At 59.6% G+C, this 22837-nt stretch carries 6 protein-coding genes; 2 read left to right on the plus strand and 4 right to left on the minus strand.

What is annotated here, in order from left to right; genetic code table 11:
* Positions 1 to 65: 65 nt before the first annotated feature.
* Positions 66 to 2348, minus strand: a complete 2283-nt coding sequence (locus J0G10_RS17520; RefSeq protein WP_220556352.1) for a fatty acid cis/trans isomerase — start codon at positions 2346 to 2348, stop codon at positions 66 to 68.
* A 155-nt stretch (positions 2349 to 2503) separates the two neighbouring features.
* Here J0G10_RS17520 and metH point away from each other — a divergent pair, with 155 nt between their 5' ends.
* Positions 2504 to 6214, plus strand: a complete 3711-nt coding sequence (gene metH, locus J0G10_RS17525; protein WP_095047830.1) for a methionine synthase — start codon at positions 2504 to 2506, stop codon at positions 6212 to 6214.
* A 45-nt stretch (positions 6215 to 6259) separates the two neighbouring features.
* Here the strand turns inward: metH and J0G10_RS17530 are convergent, their stop codons facing one another.
* Positions 6260 to 13606 carry an NEL-type E3 ubiquitin ligase domain-containing protein gene (locus J0G10_RS17530; protein ID WP_220556353.1) on the minus strand — a complete coding sequence of 2449 codons (7347 nt, stop codon included), beginning with the start codon at positions 13604 to 13606 and terminating at the stop codon, positions 6260 to 6262.
* Between the two features lie 138 nt (positions 13607 to 13744).
* Positions 13745 to 20956 carry an NEL-type E3 ubiquitin ligase domain-containing protein gene (locus tag J0G10_RS17535; protein ID WP_220556354.1) on the minus strand — a complete coding sequence of 2404 codons (7212 nt, stop codon included), beginning with the start codon at positions 20954 to 20956 and terminating at the stop codon, positions 13745 to 13747.
* Between the two features lie 148 nt (positions 20957 to 21104).
* Here J0G10_RS17535 and J0G10_RS17540 point away from each other — a divergent pair, with 148 nt between their 5' ends.
* Positions 21105 to 21323, plus strand: coding sequence for a DUF2970 domain-containing protein (locus tag J0G10_RS17540; RefSeq protein ID WP_016983294.1), 219 nt, complete (start codon positions 21105 to 21107; stop codon positions 21321 to 21323).
* A 5-nt stretch (positions 21324 to 21328) separates the two neighbouring features.
* Here the strand turns inward: J0G10_RS17540 and J0G10_RS17545 are convergent, their stop codons facing one another.
* The gene (locus tag J0G10_RS17545; protein ID WP_220556355.1) at positions 21329 to 22402 is read right to left on the minus strand and encodes an ABC transporter substrate-binding protein; all 1074 of its coding nucleotides are present in this window, start codon (positions 22400 to 22402) and stop codon (positions 21329 to 21331) included.
* Positions 22403 to 22837 lie beyond the last annotated feature (435 nt).

Raw genomic sequence — 22837 nt, forward strand, 5'->3', positions numbered from 1 at the left:
AGGCTCGCTCCTACAGGGGATTTGTGTGTTACCTGAAGCTGTGACAGTCGGCCTGTTTCAAACGATCAAAGATTCTCGTAGCGGTTCATGTCCAGCACGCCCTCTTCCACCGGATCGGTTTCGTGCAGGTATTGGCTCAGATCGTGGAAATAGAACCAGAATTGCGGGTGACTGCGCCGAATTCCCCAGCGTTCGACGATTTTCTCGAAACGGTTGGCGTCCTTGGCATTTTCCATTGCATCAACAAACTCGGGCACTTGATCGGCCGGAATGTTGAACATGAAGTTCGGATAACTGCTGAGCACGCCCGGAAAAATGGTGATCGTGTCCAGCCCGGGCTGATAGCGCAGCGACTCTCCGAGCAGGAACGCCACGTTGCTGTGCGCACGGTTGCGCAACAGGCTGTAGACCTCGCGTTTGCCGTTGGCGGTTTCAATGCGCAGCATGGTGGCTTCCGGCAGTTGGTCGATGACCTTCAAGCCGGCCGCCGGACGCGAGGTCAGGCGGCTCAGCGCCTGCTCGGCATTTTGCAGGGCCGGGTCAATATTCGGCCGCGAGCAGTAAGCCCCATCGCAGCGGTTGATTGGATCCGGGTGCGCATTGAGATCACCGTAACGCGCCAGTAATTGCATGGCGAAGTCGTATTTAGGGTCTTTCTCATCAAGTTTCAGTGCCGTCGGCTTGTCGTCGTCGATCGCTTCGTAATCGAGCCACATCTTGAACTGGCCGCTGTTCTGATACCAATCGTTGAGGTAATCCTCTCGGGAGTCGGCCGGCATCAGGCGCAGGAAGTTTTGCTCGGCGCCATTGCGGATCAAATCGAAATACAGACGGGTTTGCGCCTGATGGGAGACGTTGCCGAACACATCGAAGTTGACTGCCAACTGGTAATAGGTGCGCTCCAGCAGCGGATAGTCGAACAGCCACATCGTCTGCGGCACCTCGCCGATCAGGCCTTTGGTCACCGAGGCGCTGTCGAAGTGGCGGAAAATGCTCAACAGCGCGTTGTCGTTGCCGGCCCACAGGGTCGACCAACTGGGCGCCGGCAAATCAGCGTAGCTGTCACGGCGCAAGGCTTCGTATTCGTTTCGTTTGTCACGGTAGTTGCGCCACAGGCTCAGTACGCTGCCGACGTCATCGTTCTGCCCGGGCATGGCCAGCAACGGCGTGGCCTGGCCGCGATAGTTCGGGTCAGTGATATAGAGGTCATGTTCCGGCGCTTGGAACAGCGCCCAGAAGTTGTCACGGATCACGTCGGTGGCGATCTGACCACGGCACACCGGGCCGCGAATAAACGTGCGGACGAAGTATTCGGCGTTATCGAGCATGAACTGATAACGCGCCTGCGCCGGGATCGCTTCAAATGTGGCGAACGGGTTGGCGCGGCTCTGCGGGCCGTAGCCCGGCAAGGCATTAACCTGCCAGTTACCGCTATAGAACAGACTTTTGACCCGCGCCATTTTCGCCGCGCTCAACGGATAGGTGATGTGGGTCTTGTGCACGATCACCCCTTGCACCGGCCACAAGCGGTAATACACCTGAGTGCCCGGATCATCGTTGGGGCGACGGGTGGCGATCAGGTCGATTGGCTGCCCAGTCGGCGTGCGCGAACGTACCCACTGGAAATAATGGCCCGGCTCGCCGTCCTTGAAATAGATATGCGCAAGGTACCAATGCTCGTACAACCAGCGACCGACCAGGCTTTGCCGCGCGCCGGGAGTGTTGAGCAGGTTTTCCCACTGGACGATCTGCAGCGCCTCTTTGGTGCTTGGCGCCAGGCTTTGTTCGTCAATCGGCGCACCCGAGGCCAGCCAGCGCTGCAGCGTCTGATATTGCTGATCGGTCAGCCCGGTCACCGCCAGCGGCATGCCTTCTTTCGGATGCGCGCCGGCGTAGCCTTCGAACTCGGCGGGCATCGCGCACAGGTTTTCGCGGTTCAGACCCAGGACGATGTCTTCCGGGAGCTTGGCATTCGGCGTCAGTGGCGTCTTGTGCCCAAGTTCGAGCATGCGCGCCATCAGCGCAGCCTGGCTGCCTTGGGCATCGAGCACCGAATAGAAGTCTTTTTGCTGCCAGGCACGTTTACCGAAGGCATCGTAAAACAGTCGAGTGGTGGGTGCCGCTTGTGTGCGCTCGCCATCGTAGACCGGCATTTTGCTCGCACCACGGGCCGCGCCCTCACCGCTGCCCAGATTCAACTGGCAGGCCGAGTCGTAGCAGGCGTGGCAGGCCACGCACTTCTCGGTGAAGATCGGTTGGATATCACGGCTATATAAGATCGTGGGTTCCTGCGCAACGGCGCCCCAGCTTAAAAGCAGCAATAAAATGCTGATGACGCGGTACGACATGCCCTTGATCCCGATCCTGAAAAAAACGCCGCGATTCTACAGTATGACGCTCGTACCAATATGAGCGATATTCATGCAAAAGCCTCACATGCTCTAAAAGCGCACAGGTTTGCTATGATCCCGCTCCTTCGTAATGGTCTTTCCGAGTAGTCCAAATGTCCGATCGCAGCGTCCGCCTTCAAGCTCTCAAGCAAGCTCTCAAAGAGCGCATCCTGATACTCGACGGCGGCATGGGCACGATGATCCAGAGCTACAAGCTCGAAGAACAGGACTATCGCGGCAAACGCTTCGCGGACTGGCCGAGTGACGTCAAGGGCAACAACGACCTGCTGGTGATCACCCGTCCGGACGTGATCGGCGGCATCGAGAAAGCCTATCTGGATGCCGGCGCCGACATCCTCGAAACCAACACCTTCAACGCCACGCGCATTTCCATGGCCGACTACGGCATGGAAGAACTGGCGTACGAGCTAAACGTAGAAGGCGCACGTCTGGCGCGCAAGGTCGCTGACGCCAAGACCGCCGAGAACCCGGCCAAGCCGCGCTTCGTCGCCGGCGTGCTCGGCCCGACCAGCCGCACCTGCTCGCTGTCGCCCGACGTCAACAACCCCGGCTACCGCAACGTCACCTTTGATGAACTGGTGGAAAACTACACCGAAGCCACCAAAGGCCTGATCGAGGGCGGCGCTGATCTGATCCTGATCGAAACCATTTTCGACACCCTCAACGCCAAAGCGGCGATCTTCGCCGTGCAAGGCGTGTTCGAAGAGCTGCACATCGAACTGCCGATCATGATTTCCGGCACGATCACTGACGCCTCTGGCCGGACCCTGTCGGGGCAAACCACAGAAGCGTTCTGGAACTCCGTGGCGCACGCCAAGCCAATCTCCGTTGGTCTCAACTGTGCGCTCGGTGCCAGTGAGCTGCGTCCGTACCTGGAAGAGCTGTCGAACAAGGCCAGCACCCACGTATCCGCGCACCCGAACGCCGGCCTGCCGAACGAGTTTGGCGAGTACGACGAACTGCCGTCGGAAACCGCCAAAGTCATCGAAGAATTCGCCCAAAGCGGCTTCCTCAACATCGTCGGCGGTTGCTGCGGCACCACCCCGGGGCACATCGAAGCCATCGCCAAAGCCGTCGCCGGTTACGCGCCGCGTCAGATTCCGGACATTCCGAAGGCTTGCCGCCTCTCGGGTCTGGAACCGTTCACTATCGATCGCAACTCGCTGTTCGTTAACGTTGGCGAGCGTACCAACATCACCGGCTCGGCCAAGTTCGCCCGCCTGATCCGTGAAGACAACTACACCGAAGCCCTCGAAGTCGCCCTGCAACAGGTCGAGGCCGGCGCGCAGGTGATCGACATCAACATGGACGAAGGGATGCTCGATTCGAAGAAGGCCATGGTGACCTTCCTCAATCTGATCGCCGGTGAACCGGACATCTCCCGCGTGCCGATCATGATCGACTCGTCGAAATGGGAAGTGATCGAAGCGGGCCTGAAGTGCATTCAGGGCAAGGGCATCGTCAACTCGATCAGCATGAAAGAAGGCGTCGAGCAGTTCATCCACCACGCCAAACTGTGCAAGCGCTATGGCGCCGCCGTTGTGGTGATGGCGTTCGACGAAGCCGGCCAGGCCGACACCGAAGCGCGCAAGAAAGAAATCTGCAAACGCTCCTACGACATTCTGGTCAACGAAGTCGGCTTCCCGCCAGAAGACATCATCTTCGACCCGAACATCTTCGCCGTCGCCACCGGTATTGAAGAACACAACAACTACGCGGTGGACTTCATCAACGCCTGCGCCTACATCCGCGACGAACTGCCGTATGCGCTGACCTCGGGCGGCGTGTCCAACGTGTCGTTCTCGTTCCGTGGCAACAACCCGGTGCGTGAGGCGATCCACTCGGTGTTCTTGCTGTACGCGATCCGCGCGGGCCTGACCATGGGCATCGTCAACGCCGGGCAGTTGGAGATCTACGATCAGATCCCGCAGGAACTGCGCGACGCCGTTGAAGACGTGATTCTCAACCGCACGCCGGAAGGCACCGACGCCCTCCTCGCCATCGCCGACAAGTACAAGGGCGACGGCAGCGTCAAGGAAGCCGAGACCGAAGAGTGGCGCAGCTGGGAGGTCAACAAGCGTCTGGAACATGCGCTGGTCAAAGGCATCACCACGCACATCGTAGAAGACACCGAAGAATCGCGTCAGTCGTTCGCGCGCCCGATCGAAGTGATCGAAGGCCCGCTGATGTCTGGCATGAACATCGTCGGCGACCTGTTCGGCGCCGGCAAAATGTTCCTCCCGCAAGTGGTGAAATCCGCGCGAGTGATGAAGCAGGCGGTGGCGCACTTGATCCCGTTCATCGAACTGGAAAAAGGCGACAAGCCGGAAGCCAAAGGCAAGATCCTCATGGCAACCGTGAAAGGCGACGTGCATGACATCGGCAAGAACATTGTCGGTGTGGTACTCGGTTGCAACGGCTATGACATCGTCGACCTCGGCGTAATGGTGCCGGCGGAGAAGATTCTGCAGGTCGCCAAAGAACAGAAGTGCGACATCATCGGCCTCTCCGGCCTGATCACGCCGTCGCTGGACGAAATGGTTCACGTTGCCCGTGAAATGCAGCGCCAGGACTTCCACCTGCCGCTGATGATCGGTGGCGCGACCACTTCCAAAGCGCACACGGCGGTGAAGATCGAGCCGAAGTACAGCAACGATGCCGTGGTCTACGTGACCGACGCCTCCCGTGCAGTTGGCGTGGCGACGCAGTTGCTGTCGAAAGAATTGAAGGCTGGTTTCGTCGAAAAGACGCGTCTGGAATACATCGATGTGCGCGAACGTACCTCGAACCGCAGCGCCCGCACCGAGCGCCTGAGCTACGCCGCCGCCATCGCCAAGAAGCCACAGTTCGACTGGGCCAATTATCAGCCGGTCAAACCGACCTTCACCGGCAGCAAGGTACTGGACAACATCGACCTCAAGGTCTTGGCCGAATACATCGACTGGACGCCGTTCTTCATTTCGTGGGACCTGGCTGGCAAGTTCCCGCGCATCCTTGAAGACGAAGTGGTCGGTGAGGCCGCCACCGCGTTGTACAAGGACGCGCAGGAGATGCTCGCCAAGCTGATCGACGAGAAGCTGATCAGCGCCCGTGCGGTGTTCGGCTTCTGGCCGGCCAATCAAGTACATGACGACGATATCGAACTGTACGGCGATGACGGCAAGCCATTGGCCAAGCTGCATCACCTGCGCCAGCAGATCATCAAGACCGACGGCAAACCAAACTTCTCCCTGGCCGACTTCGTAGCGCCGAAGGACAGTGAAGTGACCGACTACGTCGGTGGTTTCATCACCACCGCCGGCATCGGCGCCGAAGAAGTGGCCAAGGCTTATCAAGACGCTGGCGATGACTACAACTCGATCATGGTCAAAGCCCTGGCCGACCGTTTGGCCGAGGCCTGCGCCGAGTGGCTGCACCAGCAAGTGCGTAAAGAGCACTGGGGTTATGCCAAGGACGAAGTGCTCGACAACGACGCGCTGATCAAAGAGCAATACAGCGGCATCCGCCCTGCTCCGGGTTACCCGGCGTGCCCGGATCACACCGAGAAAGCGGCGCTGTTCGCCTTGCTCGATCCGCAAGCCGAAGAAATGCGCGCCGGTCGCAGTGGTGTGTTCCTCACCGAACACTACGCGATGTTCCCGGCGGCTGCGGTCAGCGGCTGGTACTTCGCCCACCCGCAAGCGCAGTACTTCGCCGTGGGCAAGGTCGACAAGGATCAGGTGCAAAGCTACACCTCGCGCAAAGGCCAGGAGCTGAGCGTGACCGAGCGCTGGCTGGCGCCGAATCTGGGTTACGACAGTTAAGTTGCGCAATGGACCTGAGAGCGCCCTGCTCTCAGGTCCACTCAATTACCTGTCACGGCGCCAGGAAGGGCCGGGTTGTGGTGAGGATGGGCCGGGTTGCGGCTCCGCCTCGCGAACTGTCGTCAGCGCAGCCAGCTCCGTACGCGTCATTGCCTTCAGTGCATCGATGCGAGCTTCTGCCAGTTCGATCTGAAGTGAATCCACTGCTTCCAGATAAGCGCTGCTGTGTATGTCGGCAAATGTATCCTCCACCTCCTCCTGCCGCCTCCTGGCGTTGAGTTCGAGCGTTTCGAACACCTCGCTGTGGCGATCGCGCAGGTAGCGGATCCAGTAATCGCGTGAAATCAGATTTTCCAGAAACATTTCGGATGCTTCATCCCTGAGCACCGACGTGCGCGCGTCGATCAACTGCTGCCCGCGAATCGGTGCGGCGTACAGCATGTGTTCCGGTTGCGCCGGCAAATCCAGCCCGTCCGGCCAGCCTCGGGTCATGCCGATCCGGTATTGCAGACGGATTTCCGCCCGATCCTTGTTCTTCGCCGCGGCTTCTGCCAGCCGGTCGACCCTTTCCAGGCGGAACAGACGTCGCGTCAGCTCAAGCAAGGCCCTGCCGCGTTGCTCCGGGCGGTGTCGTGGAATATCGCGCAGGGCGTTGTATTCATAGACGCGGGTTTCCAGTTCGCTGAATGACAGGATCCGGCCATCGCCGCAGGTGCCGTGGGTCTCGGCGTTGAGAAATAACAGCTCTCGCAGCTCGGCGTTTTCCGTGGCGGCCTCGATGACTTGCCAGACCCGATGGGTCAAATCAGCGCCGGACAACCGGAATTCAAGGGTATCGGGCAAGGTCGAGAGCAAATGAAAGAACGACTCATGATTGTCCTGATCAGCCAATTGCAGCCATAGCGCCTGCCGCGCGGCACGCGCATCTGCATGTGTGTACGTCATCCAGATTGCCATCGCTGGCACTGCCGCATCCTGCACCGGATCGGCAATCACTTCCGCTGCCTCCACAATGGCATGCGTATCAACCCGCCGGGAACCGCCACCCCCACTGGGGCCATCGCTGTCGGAACCCGAATCCGAATCCGATCCCTGACCGGAGCCAGCATCCGAATCGCTGTCGGTCTCCAATTCGCGTTCGGCAATTTCACGCTGCAGAAAAGCCTGGGAATAACCCATGACATCACGGTCTGCGTTGGCCGCACTGTATTCCCGCAGTTGCTGCAGGCAATTGAGCGACAGGGAGTTTTCGGACAGGTCGGTGCCGTCCACCAGCGCTTGATGGTTGCCGTCCAACAGTCGGTCAGGAAAGACCATGATGTTGTTGCCCGACAGGTCCAGTCGTTGCAAATGCGCCAGATCGAGCACGCCGTCAGGCCAGAATTCCAGACCGTTCTGGCTGAGATTGAGCGTCTCCAGACGGACGAAGGCGATGGCGCTGAACTCCTCCAACTGATTGTGGCTGAGGTCGAGCCAGCGCAGTTGCGTCCCGCCCACGTGCTGATACACGGTTTGTGCCACGGCCAGCCGATTACCGCTCAACTCCAGACGTTCCAGACGGTTCAAACGACCGACAGCTTCCGGCAGCCGTTCCAGGGCATTGCCGTTGAGTCTCAGGGTGGTCAACTCAGGGAACGCCGGGCAAAAGAGGTTGAAGCAATCAACTGAAAACTTGATCCCTGTCAGATCCAGTGTCCGCACATGGGCAAACACGTTTGACAGCGCGGGCAGATCGCTCATGGCCCCCGCTGAAAGGCTCAGCGTCTGTCCGGCGGACTCGGAAAGCGCAGTGAGCCCGTCCCGCCAGCAAGTGCGGATCCTCGTCGCGTCGAAGAACCTTGTGGACGATGACACGCTTTCACCAGGCCCTTGCGTCGCACCGAAAATCCAGCCGTTCAACTCACGCGTCAGCGTCTCGTCACTTGCTCGCCACTGGGTCAGCCTGTCCGCCATTTGCTCCGGGGACAGGCCTTCATCGCGCAATCGGGCAACGCTGGCTTGCGCTTGTTCAAGCGTCAGCGAGGGAAATATCTCAAGTACACGGGCATTCATGTCGAAACCGTCGCCGGGTGCAGAGACAGGCGGGAGTGCTAACAACTGACCGGCGCGCTCCAGTGCACTTTCCGGCGGGGTCCCGCTTGAATTGGCCGGCAATGACGCCGATTGCGCGTCGAACCGTTGCAAGGCGCCTTCCGGCAATCCAATGGACATTTCAATCCGGCGCTGCGCCGCCCGCATGTCCGCCTCGCCTGTAGTACTGAAGCGGTTGTTCTGCAGGCGGGTCTTCAGCAGCACAGCGTCGTTGACAAGCACCTGTTCGGGGAGCGACCCGATGGTGTTATGACGTAAATCCAGCGTTCGCAAATGCGGCAGGCTTTCCGCCCCAGTCGGCCATTGATTGAATCCATTGACGCTGAGGTTCAGCGTCTTGAGCCCGCTCAGGCGAGAAACGTCCAGTGTGTCCAGGCGATTGAGCCGGGCATTGAGATGTTCCAGTTTGTTCAGGGCATTGAACTGGCTCTGAACCTCAGGGGTAACGGCTATAAGGTTGAGAGACAAATCCAGTTGCGTCAGGTGGGTTGCATCGGCTGGCCGGATCGGCAGTTCCGTCAATCCGCAGGCGGTGACTTGCAGACTCGTGGTGCCACTGAATGCCCGGAGAAAATCGCGAATCTGGTCGATCGGCACATTCAACCGATCCAGCCGCACACTCTGTACGTGAGCAAACGCACCGGTTGGCAATTGCGGCAGTTCACTGACCGACTCTTCGCCCTGTACCCATGCGGTGTCCACCAGTTCAAACACGCCGGCATCGTCGAGTTCGGTGCTTGATGCCCAGTTCGTCCCATTGAAAGGACGAACGTCGTCATTCAAGCGATAGCGCCTGCGTATGGCTGCACGCCAGTTCTTTTCCAGAGCACGTACCACCTGTGCATTGGGCTGCGCTTGCCAGCGGGCGGCGGGAATTGCATTACGCAATCCATCAGATGCGGTGGGCTCGTAGAACTGGCGGAAAATTGCGGTGTGCTCCACACGCAGAATCTCCACTGCCTTGAGTCGGGTTTCCGGGGTATTCCAGAGTGTCATGATGCGCTCGGGCAACGGATTGAGGCGGCCGGCCTCGCCCGTCAGGAACTGCAGTTCTCCGGCACAGTAGCGGCGAACCATCAAGTCCAGATCAACCAGATGTCGCCACTGCCCCATGTAGTTTTTCACATAGTCGTAAGCGGGTTTGAACGCTTCATGAGAGAACCTGGACCAGTCCAGCGACAAGCCTGCCCAGAGTTTTTCGTGTCCGACATAGAGCGATTGTGGAATGGATGTGATGGCGGTCTGCGTCAGGTCCAGTCGTTCCAGTTCAGGCAGTTGCTGCACATAGGCCGGCCATTGCGTCAGGCCCGACGCTTCGATCCTGAGTTTCTTCAGGCGTTTGAGGGGCGTCAGATCCAGGCCAGCGGCATGGCTCCGACCGTCGAAAAAATCAAGATGAAGTTCCTCAAGGGCGGTCAACGTCCTCAATTTTGTAGATAGATCGGAAGCCATCACCCTGACTGACGTCCTGAACTTGAGCTTCTTCAGTGCAGACATCCGGGTCACAGTCAAAGGCAAGGTCGTCAGTGCCTGCTCTTGCGCCATGTAGGCGCCAAACAGACTGCCACGCTCCCCCAGCGACAGCTTTTGCACGTTGGCAAATCGCGCCAGAAAGGCGTCCGCATTGGCGTCGGTGATGCCATTGCCGCCAATTGAAAGTTTACGCACATGGGCAAAGTCTGCATTCAGCTCTGGCAGGGGGTCATACGTGAATATCGAGAGTTCATCGGCACCTGAAACTCCAGTGGACAAGGCGTTGCGCCAGCAGGTTTTCAGCGCTTGCGCGGCGCGAAACTTGTGATCCGTTGCGGAACGCTCCCAAGGCGCCGCCGTGGATGTGCCTGCCCATTCATCCAGCGTCGTATTCAACTGCTGCCATTCATGGCGGCGTGATTGCAACAGCTGGAAAATCGCGTTGTCGTCTTTACCCGTCCGGTACTGCTCGAGAATGAAACCATTAGCCTGTTCGTAGGTAAGCTGCGGATAGACATCGCACACATGAGCGGTCAGGTTCATTTGCAACCCGGCGCCGCGTCCGCTCGCGGGGTAACCGATCAACGTAGCGTTCACACGCACGGGCGGCTTGATCCATTTGACCTGTGGCGCGAGCAGCGCAGGCGTATCTGCCTGATGCCGATCGGCATGATCGATGATCTTTTTCTGTAACCGGGCGGACTGCCCCACCTCGGGCACACCGAGGCTGCGGCGCGCGTCATCAGGCAAGGCATACATGATCGATGAGTAAAAGTTGTCGCCGTTGCGAGGCAGGCTGTTGAGTGCAAGACCACGTTCGTCGAACGCCTGAAACTGAGCGCCTTTCTTGATCAGGTATTTCTTCTCGCTGGCTGTTTCACTGCCGATGCTGTCAAGCAGCATGCCGGCGTCATTGCCCTCGCGAACTTCAATGCGAACGCTGTCGGCCCAACCCGGCAACTGCTCCAGCGTGTGCAACGCCAAGCGCCGGCTGTCCGCCGAAGCGACATTTTCACTGCGCAGACCGACATAGGCCGCGACTTGTCGGCTTTGACGCGCGTACCAGCGTGCCTCCTCCAGCAGGCGTAGCGGCACTCGATGGCCTGAGTCAAGTCGCTCCAGATCATCGGAGCGTCCATGGGCCAGCACCGTTTGTGCCGCGGGTTCGCTGAGTCCAGGGCAGGCCTTCTGCAAACGCGCAACCCGGGAATCGATGGGGTCGGTTCCCTTGTAGAGGCTGTCGTAGATCGCCGGCTGACGAGTGTCGGCGTAGTCGGCGATCTGCTTGCCGAACTCTGCCGGCCGGGCATCGCGCACGCGTGCACCTTGCTCGCCCAGGAGCCGGGTGAGTTCTGACTCGTCCAGCGCCGCGAGGATGTGTGCTGGCAGGCCACCGCTGAGGATATCGGCCCGCGATATCTGAATCGGTGCCTTGACGCCGACGTCGCGAAACCGCCGCACGGAACCATACCTGACCGACTTGCCGGACAGTTGCTCGCCGTCGAATACTTCCAGCACCCGGTTCGCCGGCCAGCGCGGCATTTCGGTGATCAGCGGCAACGCAAAGAGATACAGTTCGTCGATCGGTTTTGTCCCGCGCAACTGTTCAACCACCAGTGCCGCGTTGCTATCCGCCTGCATCACGCGCATGGCCTGCGTCAGTTCCGGTGGTGGTAGCGCAGAATCGACGTGCATCTTGCGCAGAGTGGCGTCAGTGACACCGCTGATATCGGCAGCCTTGATCAACTGCGCGTCGGTGAAGGCTTCGGTTGCGTGGCCGATGCGCCGCAGCAGGGTCAGACGATCCCAATCCCGCGGCCGCTCCAGCGTGTGCCGCCAGGCACCGCGTCCGTTGCTCTCCAGCACCGGCTGCCAGGCGCTGGCATCGGTAGGGTGCTTGATGCGCCATTTGCTGATCGACTCATCGTAAAACTGCTCGTAGACCTTGCCGTCCTGGCGTATGAAGGTTTGACCTTCCAGCACATGCTGGCCGGCAGAGTTCGGGCCGGGGCTGTCTGGCAGCGTGACAGCGGACTCGTAAGCTCTAAGGTCGGCTCTCCACAGGCGAGTTTCGCCGTTGGGCAATTTCACCGACTGCAGCCGCTCGATGATCGGCACGGCTCTGGCGCCGGAGATTTTCTGCACCCCGGCCCCCACTCCCGCCATCAACGCAATCTGCGCCAGATTCTCCGCGACATCGATCAGGTGATCCTTCGCCGCCCGACGATCACCCTCACTCCATTCAATCGCGCCTTCCAGGGTTTCAGTCAGCAACTGCCCGGCCATCACCACCATCATGACCTCGCCCAGCACCGGCACGAACATCGAGACAAGGTTCAGGCCAAGCATGCCGATCTGCAGCAGATGAGCGAGCTTGGCGTCACGGGCCTTCGCATCGACATCTGCCGCTGGCACGGCATGGCTTCGTGCGTCGGCCAATACCTTGGCACGGCTCTGGGTGTAAAGGTATTGCCAGAGATCCTCATTGGGCGCCCAAATCCCCCGTCCGCTGCGACCGAACGTCGATGGCGCAATGTAAGGATCAGGCACAGGATCCCACCTGATCTCACGCTCGGGTGGCAGTTCACGGATCCGGGTAAACACCGAACCGCCCGCCAACACCTGCGCCACAGCCAGCCATGGCGAGCGCCATATTGCCCATGCATCGCCCGGTGAATCGGCCGCTTTTTGTCTGAACTGGCTGAAATAATACGCACGCTGGTCATACGGCAGAAACTGGCTCAAAAAACGCTGGTACGCGGTCGGTTCCGCGCCTGGCGCTTGTGCGGGATCGCGGGCGGTGAGCAAGCGCTTGAACTCATCGCGCACCTGTTGGACGGTATAGCGCTTGAGCGGGTGCTCCGGATCGTGAGGGATGTACAGGATCAGCTCGTCGCTGTAGCGGTACTTCTGGCAAATGACAAACACCACGCAGCCGGTCAGCCTTTTTTTCATCACGCCCAGGTCACTGAACCAGACCTGTTTCTCGCCCATCCACGGGTGCATGTTGCCGTGGATCACCGACACAATCATTGCGTGATCCGCCGGCTCAATGTCTTTTTGCAACAGCGCCTGATCGGCTGCGGCGCGCATCGTCGCTTTCTGGCTGGCAATGAAGCGCTCGCTGAGCACCGCCTCTGCCACAGCATCGGCCGGGTGGAAGAATGTCGTCAAATAGGTCTGATACTGCTTGCCGACATCCAGTTCTCGGCAAAGCGTCAGGAACTGCATCACCGTCAGGCCGATGCTCACGTACTCGAATGTACCAGGGGTGGAGGTTGCTACAACGAAACCTGACGTCGAGTGATAAGCGCCCTGCTTGCATTCGTCAGCTTCGAAGTTGTGCAGCGCTGCGTCCAGCATCGAAAGTTTGAGGACCTCGAAGGACGCCAGCTCGATCTTTTCAACGCCCAGTTCGACGGGACGCCGCAGGCACAGGAGCGTCTTGTCGACATCGATTTGTAATTGATGTTGGTCCTTGAGCGCTTTGAGCAGCAATGGCCTGGCAAATGTCTCGACGTCCTGAAGGGTCGCCATGGTTCTATCAAGATCGTTTTGGGCGACAACGCTGGCCTTCATGCTGTCGGCCAGCGTCTTGCGTTGTGCCGGCGTCGCGTCGAGGTACCACGCTGGCAGCGCAGTCGGAACGGTTTTGAGCGCTTCGCGCCGTTGCGGCGAAGCGCTGGACAGCCACGGCGGGATCGACTTTTCGAGAAAATCGCGGTGCAGGCTTTGCGTTGTATTGAGCGTTGTCGGCTGGTTGTCAGCGGCAGCTCGAGCGAGCGGCGCAGCTTGCGTCGTCTCTGGGTTGGAAGGGATAGCGATCATGATCACTCCTAGTTGATGGAGCGATCAGCAGACCATATCCCGTCAGCGGATTTGCGGTATCCGGTTATTGCCGGTCCGGCCGTGAGTAACCTGATATGTATCACTCACGGCGCAATCTTCAACGCCAGTCTGCCCCCGTCAAGGGCGGCTCGATGGTCCCGGTTTCGGCGTGACTCGATCACCTTCTTCGGCCTCATCGGCAAAACTCTGCAGATCGATGATCTCCCGACGTGTCAGCTCGAGCCGTTTCTGGGTGAGCAGCCGTTCCATCGCCTTGCCCAAATTTTCCAGTTCCCGATCGTACTGTCGCGCATCGATTTCACCCCGAGAAAGTCGATCATCCAACACACTCCAGCGCTCTTGGCGTTGCTGATCAACCGCGGAGTCTATCGCCTGCATCTCCAGCGGAAGGCGTTCCTCCAGATAGGTGATCCAGTAATCGCGGGCGATCATGCTCAGTGGCAGTGCGTCAGTTCGTTCCGCCTCGAGGATCGAGGCCCGGGTCTGATTCAGCAGTTCACCGCTGAGGGGTACGTCATAGAGCATGTATGTCGGCTGCCCGGGCAGATCCACCCCATCGCCCCAACCACCGGTCAGACCGATGCGATATTTCAGGCGCACCTCGGCACGATCCCTGCCCCGCCCTGCGGCGTCAGCCAGCGTCTCGATCCTGTCCAGACGAAACAATTGCCGGGACAGACGCAATAACGCCCGGCCCCTTAGCGCCATCCGATGCACCGGGATGTCGTGCAGTGCCCGATACACCGACACCCGCACTTCCAGATCGCTGAATGTCAGAATCCGCCCGTCCGGGCACGTGCCATGGCTTTCAGCGCCGAGAAACAGCAACTGGCGCAATTCGCTGTTCTCCGTGGCTGCTTGCATGACATCCCACATTCTGCGCGTCAGGTCGGCCGGTACCAGCCGGAAGTCGTCCGTGTCGCGCAACAAACGCAGCAGCTGAAAAAAACGCTGGTGATCGGGTTCTCGCGCCAGTTGCCCCCAAATGTCCGCTCTGCGAGCCGCGAGCGTCACATCGCTGTGCTGGAGCCACGGATCTCTTGATCTCGGTGCCACATCGTTGACCGGATCCAGGACCTCTTCGACAGGCAGCACAGCGGCGTCAGGATCGTCCAAGTCCACATTGCCGGCGGCGTCTTCGGGAATGCCGACCGGTTCTGCGCCACCGAACAGATCGCCGAAAAGGTGTGTGTCGATCATCGTCTCAATGTTTCGGCGTGACATTCCCAGCACGTGCAACGCCGACTGCTCACGCGCATAGCGGCGCATGTCCTGCAAAGCAGAAAGGGACAAGCGTCGATTCTCGGAGAGATTGGTCCCCTGGATCGGACGCTCGTGTTCGCCGTTGAACAATTCCCCGGGAATGTGGGTGAGTTCGTTGCCGCTCAGGTCCAAGCTGTGCAACTGCGGCGCCTCGAATACACGGCCAGGCCATGCGGTCAGGTGGTTATAGCGCAAGTCCAGAGTCTGGACGGCGCCAAAGTCGGGCGGGTTGAATACCCGAAGTTCGTTGTAGCCGACATCCAGCCTGCGAAGGCGCGCACGGGCCATCAACGGGTAAAGGTCCGTCGCGTCCGCGAGATCGCAATACTGCATCTCCAGGCGTTCAAGATGCTGCATCCGCAGTACCGGCCCAGGCACCGACACCAGGGGATTGCCACTGATATACAAGATTTCGACGTGGGGAAAAGCCCTGAGAAACCCGTCCGAACCCCGTGTGGTCATGCCCACACCGCTCAGATCCAGCGTTCTGACTGCAGGGATCGGAACTGCCAGCTCCGGCAAATCACCGGTTTGCAGGCCTTGGAAATCCAGGTCCAGCCGGGCTCTGTCGACATGCTCTGTGAGTCCGTCCAGCCAGGCTTCGAAGAGGCGCCTCGCCGCGACCGATCGGTCTCGCGCATTGATCCTGTACGTGTCCGTGCGCACTTCGCGGGTATACAGCCAGTCATTCGCTCGACGGACCAATGCCTCGCAAAGGTGCTGCCATTCGGTGATCCGTGCTTCGATCTGCGCATCGCTCGCCCCCGACGCCCGCAGATTCTGCAAGTGAAGTCGCGCTTGCTCGACCGGCATGATGCGAGTCAAACGTTGCAACTGCGCCGAGGACCCCGTTTGCCCTTGAAGCACCGTCGCGGCTTCTGGAAGCGATAACATCAGGTCGATAAACGACCAGCCTGTTTCCGCAGGAGGGAAAAGCTCCGGCACCGGTTCTGCAGCGAATCGTGCCAGCGTGCCCGGCCCCAGGCCCCTTTGCTGCTCGATTCGCTGCAGCGCCCCGTGCAGGCTTGCTTCACCCTCAGGACTGAATACGTTACCGGCCAGGTTGGCTCTCATCAGCGCGTCGGGATGGGTCAACACCGACGGTGGCAGTGACGAGATCCGGTTGTCTCGCAGGTCGAGCCACGCCAACCGAGGCAGGTTTTCGGCACCGGCGGGCCAGGCACGCAACTGCGTCGATCTCAGGCCCAGGGCACGCAATCGGCTCAACAGGCTGACATCGATGTTGCCCAGCGGGTTGTTACTCAGATTCAACCTACTGAGACGCTGCAACCCGTTGATCTGCCGCTGCACAACAGGCGTTACCTCAATCCTGTTGCCCGATGCATCCAGATGCGTCAGCGCTGACAGCTCATCCGCCGCAAAGGGCAGCTCGGTGAAGGTATTACCGCTGAATTCAAGTGATTCGACATGACTGAATGCGCGGAGAAAGTGCCGAGCCTGTTCAATGGGGACGTCCAGCCTCCCCAGGCGCAGTGTACGCACGTGGGAGAAACTGCCTGCCGGCAGTGGCGGCAACTCGGTGATCAAGTCTGCAGCCGTCAATACGGCTTGGCCTGATCGGGTAACCGGCAGTTCAAATGTCGCCACGTTGGCGGTCAGGCCGTACCGTTGGCGAACCGTGCCATACCAGTTGGTCTTGAGCGCGTTCACAACGTCGGCGTTGGGCCCCATGGACCATTGCCGCCGAAGGGCAGCATAGCGTGTTCCATGCCGCAAGGCAGGTGTGTAGAACGCAGCGAAAATGGCTTCATGCTCCGCCCGAAGCTGTTCGATGGCGGTAACTCTTGCCTGCGGTGTCACCCAGGTCGCGTTGAACGCTTCGGATAACGGGTCAGTGAAACTCGGCATTGGCGCCATCGTATCGAGCTCGGCGCGGCAGAACTCGCCGACCATCTGATGCAGATCAAGCAGGTGGCCCAGTGGGCCGGAATATTGGCTGACGTATTCGTAAGCGCGCCGGAAGGTCGCCGGGGTCACCCTCGACCAGTCGAGCGCCAGCCCGGCCCAAAGTTGCTCGTGATCGTGATACAGCGATTCGGACAGCGTCTCTATCAACGTATGCGTCAAATCCAGACGCTCAAGATGCTCAAGGCGCTCGACGTACGCGGGCCATCGCCACAAGGCACGAGGCGCGTCAATGCGCAGGCTGCGCAGGCGGGTCAAGGGCGTCAGGTCAAGTTCATGCAGGGTGGCTGAGTCGACTCCTGAATAATCGATGCGCAGCGCTTCCAGCCTGACAAGCGAGCTGAGCCGTTGAGAAAAGCCTGGCGCCAGTAACGCCGCATCGGTGGAAAAACGCAGCCGGGTCAGTCCGGGCATCCGGCCGACCGCCTCCGGCAGGGTCGTCAGCGCGCCGGCCACAGACGTGGGGCGATCAGTCTGTTGCCCCAGCTCGCCGATCGACAAATCCGTGACATTCGGGAAGGCCACCAGAAAACCGTCCGCATGGGTATCCGTTATGCCCAGCCCCGCCACGGACAGTTCATTGATATGGGCAAAACGTGTGGAGAGCGCGAGCAACGGCGTATCGCATACCAGCGAGAGACGCCCGGCTTCCACCACTTGCCCGGCCAGCGGGCCATTGCGCCAGGCATTTCTGAGTGCCTGAGCAACTTGCGCCCTGTGCAGCGCAGCCCGACTCCCGGTCGGGCCGGCCTGCCATTGCTCAAGGGTGGTATCAAGTCTTTCCCAATCCAACCGACGGAATTCCAGTTCGCGGAAGATCTGCGCATTACTTCTGCCGCGTTGCTGGGTGAGGAACGCCTCGGCCTGCCGCGCCTCCGGATAGAGATGCGCCACCCGTGACTCCAGCGATGGCGCAAGGCTTGGGCCACGGCCACTGGCATAATAGCCCTTGAGCCTTGCGCTCACCCGCACCGGTGGTTTGAACGCTTTGGCTTGCGGCGCGAGAACGTGCGCAGCTTGACGCCGATGAGCATGGGCCGAGACGATAATTTTATGTTGCAGTTCGCTGCCAGGGCTTCCTTCCGGCAAGTCAATGGCCAGGCGTATGTCATCGGGCAGCGCCTGCAGGAGCGAATGATAGAAACTGTCCTCTGCACCCGACATCCTGCTGAGCGCTTCTGCGCGATCACCAAAGGCCTGATAAGCAGGCCCATTCTTGACCAGATAGCGTTTGACCGGTGCTGCTGGCTCACCGACGCTGTCGAGCACTGCGCCGGTTGTGCTGCCCTCGCGAATTTCCAGGCGCAATGTCTGCGGCCATCCTGGCAACTGTTCCAGAGCAAACAGTGCCAGCCTTCGGCTGTCTGCTGAAGCCAGGGTCTCGCTGTGCAAACCGGCGAACGCACGAACCTGGCGGCCTTGGCGAGCATGCCAGCGGGCCTCTTCGAGCATTTTCAAGGGGGATCGCCCGGTAGCGTCCATTCGGGCCAGTTCCGCCGCCGTTGCATGATCGAGCACATCCTGTGCGGCCGCATCGCTGAGTCCGGGACATTCACGCTGCAGCATGCGCCCACGTATGCCGAGCGGTTCGCTGCCTCTGTAAAGACTGTCGAAAATGGCCGACTGACGTGTATGGGCATAATCGGCGAGCCTGCGACTGAATGCGTCTGGCCTCGCTGGACGAAACTGCGCGTCGGCCGGGCCCAGTAGCTGGCCTACTTCGTTTTCCTGCAGCGCTGCCAGAATTCGCGCAGGCATTTCTCCGTTCAATACCTGCGCACGGCTGATACGGATGACCGGTTTGGGATCAAACCCGGGCAGGGTTGTCTGCGCACCGTACCGAGTCGACGATCCTTCGCCCTCGGCACCGACGAAAAACTCCAGTATCCGATCGGCCGGCCAGTGTGGCATTTCGGTGACCAACGGCAGTGCGTACAGATACCCCTCATCAATGGGCCTCGCTCCGCGCAGTTGCTCGATCATTTGCCTGGCTCCCCTATCGGCGCGAAACAGACGCATCGCGTCGTGCAATTCGGGAGGTGGCGGCAGATGATCCATGTGCATTTTGCGCAAGGCGTTGTCACTGACGGCGCTGATATCGGCCAGCATCAGCAGGGATTCATCGCTGAAGTCATCGGTGATGTGCCCCATGCGCCGCAGCAGTGTCAGTCGCTCCCAGTTCATCGGCTGTTCCAGCGCCAGCCGCCAGGCGCCCTGACCGTTATGACTCAGGACGGGCTGGTAAGCGTCGGCATCTGTGGGATGTTTGAGCCGCCATTGAGCGGTTGACTCGTCGAGTATCTGCTCGTAGAACCTTCCGCCGTGGCGAAAACAGATTTTGCCGTCGATCCGGTACTGCCCCTGTGCATTCGGCCGCACTGATCCACTCAACGTAAGGTGCTGTTCAAAGCCAGTGAAGTCGGGCTTCCACAATCGGGTTTCGCCGCTGGGCAAAGTCACGGGGTGCAGTTGCTCCATCAGCGGCTCCGCTTTTACCGCCGTCAGCCATCTGAAACCCGCGCCGGCAGCCGCCATTACACCGATCTGCGCGAGGTTTTCCGCCACATCCACCAAGTGCGCCTTGGCGGCGTGCCTGTCACCCTCGCTCCATTCGACCACGCCCTCGATGGTTTCGAACAACAACTGGCCAGCCATCACCACGAGCATGATCTCGCCCAACACCGGCACAAACATCGACGCCACATTCAGCGCCAAGAGTCCGAATTGCAGCAGGCCTGACAGTTTGGCGTTTCGCGCACTGGCGTCCGCGTCGGCGGTTGGAACCGCGTGGCAGCGGGCATCCGCGAAGACCTTCTCGCGGTGCTTTTCGTAGAGATAGGTCCAAAGGTCGGAATTGGCAGCCCAGGGAAAAGCCTGCACGTGAGGCCTCAACGTGGCGGCAATATAAGGATCGGGCTCCGGCACCCTCTTCTCGTATTTGGGTGAGGTTTTCCAGATCTCGACAGCGGTCAGTGTGACTTCCAGTATTTTGCGCCAGGGCGACGTCAGCCAATCGGCCGCAGAGTCGGCAACCTTCACGAACTGGCTGAAATAGTAAGGACGTTTTTCGTAGGGCAAGAACTGGCTCAAAAACCGCTGGTAAGGCGTCGGACCGATGTCTGGCGACTGCCCTTGAACGCGAGCGGTAAGCAGCCGCTTGAAGGTGCTCTGCATTTGTGTGCCGGTATAGCGCTTCAGCGGATGTACGGGATCATTCGGCACGTAAAGAATCACTGCCTCGGTGGGGCGATTCCTTTCGGCGATCTTGAACGCAACACACCCCACCAACCTGTGCCTCATCAGGCTCAGGTCCTGAAACCAGACCTGATTGCGACCGATTCTGGGATGTCGCTCACCTCTGATGACAGAAATGATCATCGCGTGGTCTTCCGGCAGAATGTCCTTGGTCAACAAAGCTCGATCAGCCGCCGCGCGCATGGCTGATTTTTGGCTGGCAATGAACCGCCGGCGCAACCTCGCCTCGGCCTTGGGTTTTTTGGGATGGAAAAACGAATCGAGATAGGCCTGATACTTCGCACCGATATCCAGTTCACGGCACAGGCCAAGAAAGTTTCTGACCGACACGTTTACCGGCACAGCCGTGTGGACCTCCGTGGCAGGGTTCTGGATTGCAAACCCGGAGCTGTGGTGAAACGCCCCGTACCGACATTCGTCACTTTCAAAGTTGTGCAGCGCAGCCTGCAGCAAAGGGAGCGTCAAGGATTCGTAAGTTCCGATTTCCTCGCCGAGGATACCGGCGCGTATGGGTCGCCGGAGGCATAACAGGGTTTTGTCGACATCAACCTCGACCTGAAAACGGCTTTTCAGCGCCTGCATCAGCATGGGTCGGGCGAACGCATCAATGTCCTTGAACGCCGCCATGGTCTGGTCCAATCGCGTTTGCGTGCTGAAACTGTGTCTGTAGGTTTCATGCAAAATACGACGTTGTGCCGGTGCCATCGCGCTATACCAGTGCGGCAGGACGGTCCTCGCCTGTTTGAACTCGGCCTTTCTGAGGGCAGAAGCACCGATCAGCCATGGCGGCACCGCAGCCTCCAGAAAAGGCCCGTGCAGGCTCTCGGTAGCAGGCGGTGGTGCAGGCTTGTCCGTGGCTTGAGGAATAAGGAAATCGGGGGACATACATTGCTCCTATAAATGGAGCGACAGCACATCACTTGTATCGGTGGGTTGAGCGGTACAGGGTTATAGCAGTTGTAACGACGTGTCTGCGAACAGCCGAGCGCTATTTGACTATGCTTGAGAGGCACAACTTTCAGCGGAGGGATTTATGGACGATCCAGTCGACAACAAACCGCCGACCTTCTGGCAGATGCTGCACAGCGTGATGGCGGCGGCGTTCGGGGTGCAGAGCGGCAAGAACCGCGCAAGGGACTTCACCCATGGCAAACCCAGCCATTTCGTGATGCTGGGCATTCTGTTCACGGCGGTGTTTGCGCTGACGCTGTTTGCCATCGTCAAACTGGTGCTGCATTTCGCCGGGGTCTGACGCGGTCAGCGCATCAGGGTCTGCAAGGTGAACGGGTAGCGATACGACGCCGGTTGCCCCTTGGCCGAGAGCTTGCGGAAATTCACGCCGTAGTCAGGCGACGTGCCCATGGCCAGCATTTGCCGGGCGTGCGCTTTGTCGATCAATTGCAATAAGGGAATCTGCCGGTCACGGCCGCCGTAGTGATTCAAATCGACGCCTTGCTCAACATCATGCAACTCGACCAACGCCCAGCCGCCCAGGGTGAAATGCCCGCCGACCAGCGCGCTCAAACGCCCGTCAACCAACGCCTGCAAGGCCGCCGGTGAGGTATTGATTGCACTGAACAAGGCATCTTTGCCGGGGACTTTGCCGGTCTCTGCGTAAGCGCGCATCGCGCCGAAGGCCATCTCATCATTGGCCGACCACACCAGCGACACCTTCGGGTAACGGGCAAACAGCTGTTTGGCCTGCTCATAGGCGCGCTCTTGGGTCCAGCCGCTGTAGACCAATTGCCGCAGACGCATCTGTGGGTGTTCGGCCAACGCCCGCTGCATGCCGCGCTCGCGCAATTGTGCCGAGGGGGTGACCTTCAACCCGGAGAACGCCAACACTTCAATCGGCTCAGCAGCAGGCGTCGGCGGGTGCAGGCGGATCAGTTCCTTCATCATCAGGTAACCACCCTCCTCGTCGTTCGGCACCAGGCTGCCGATGCGGTCGTTCCGCTCACCGACCAGCGCTTGCTGGTCAGGTGTCAGCGCCGCGTTGACCATAAACAGCTTCACGCCGCTGTTCTCGGCCAGGCGCAGAATTTGCGGGGCGACGTATTGTTCGTTGACGAACACCAGGTACTCGGGACGATTCGGCCCCTGCAACGCAATGCGCGCCTGAGCCAGGGTCAGTTCGGGTTGGCGTTGGGAATAGAGAATTTGCAGATCGATGCCCAGATCATGAGCGGCCGCCTGCATGAATTGCGAATAGCTGACCCAGAACGCTTCCTGCGTCGAGCCCGGATTCAAAAACAGCACAGACTCTGCCCGCGCGCCGGTCTGAAACAGCGCGCCGAACAACAGAAGACTGATGTGGACAAACTTGAACATGAAGCATCCAGGCCCAAGGAAAAATGGCCGCGCATTATAGCCCTCGTTCCACCGGCTATTGATGCCTGATCCCGTTTTTTGTCCGACAATCTGTCGGAAGCGGGCCCGGATGGGTCGTTTACTGATGACTGACCCAGAATACCGCTGTCCCTACTACGAGAATGATCAGGAACAAAATGGCCCACGCATCGACACTGCTGTCGCTTTTTCTTGCCTTGGTCGGATTGCTCATTGCATCGCCTCTTGTCGGTTTTGTCGGTGATTGCAGAAAGACTCGACCACAGTTAAGACGATGATTGTCCGCACGACAAATGTGGGTTAGTTGACAGCCATTCTCGTTAGGCGATTTGGTTCTTTACATATACTCAAACATCACTTTTGCGCATAACTGCAAACGGGTATATTGCCCCGGCTCCGTTAGGGAGTGCGCGGCCG

This window comes from Pseudomonas germanica (genome assembly GCF_019614655.1).
Taxonomy (GTDB): domain Bacteria; phylum Pseudomonadota; class Gammaproteobacteria; order Pseudomonadales; family Pseudomonadaceae; genus Aquipseudomonas; species Aquipseudomonas neuropathica.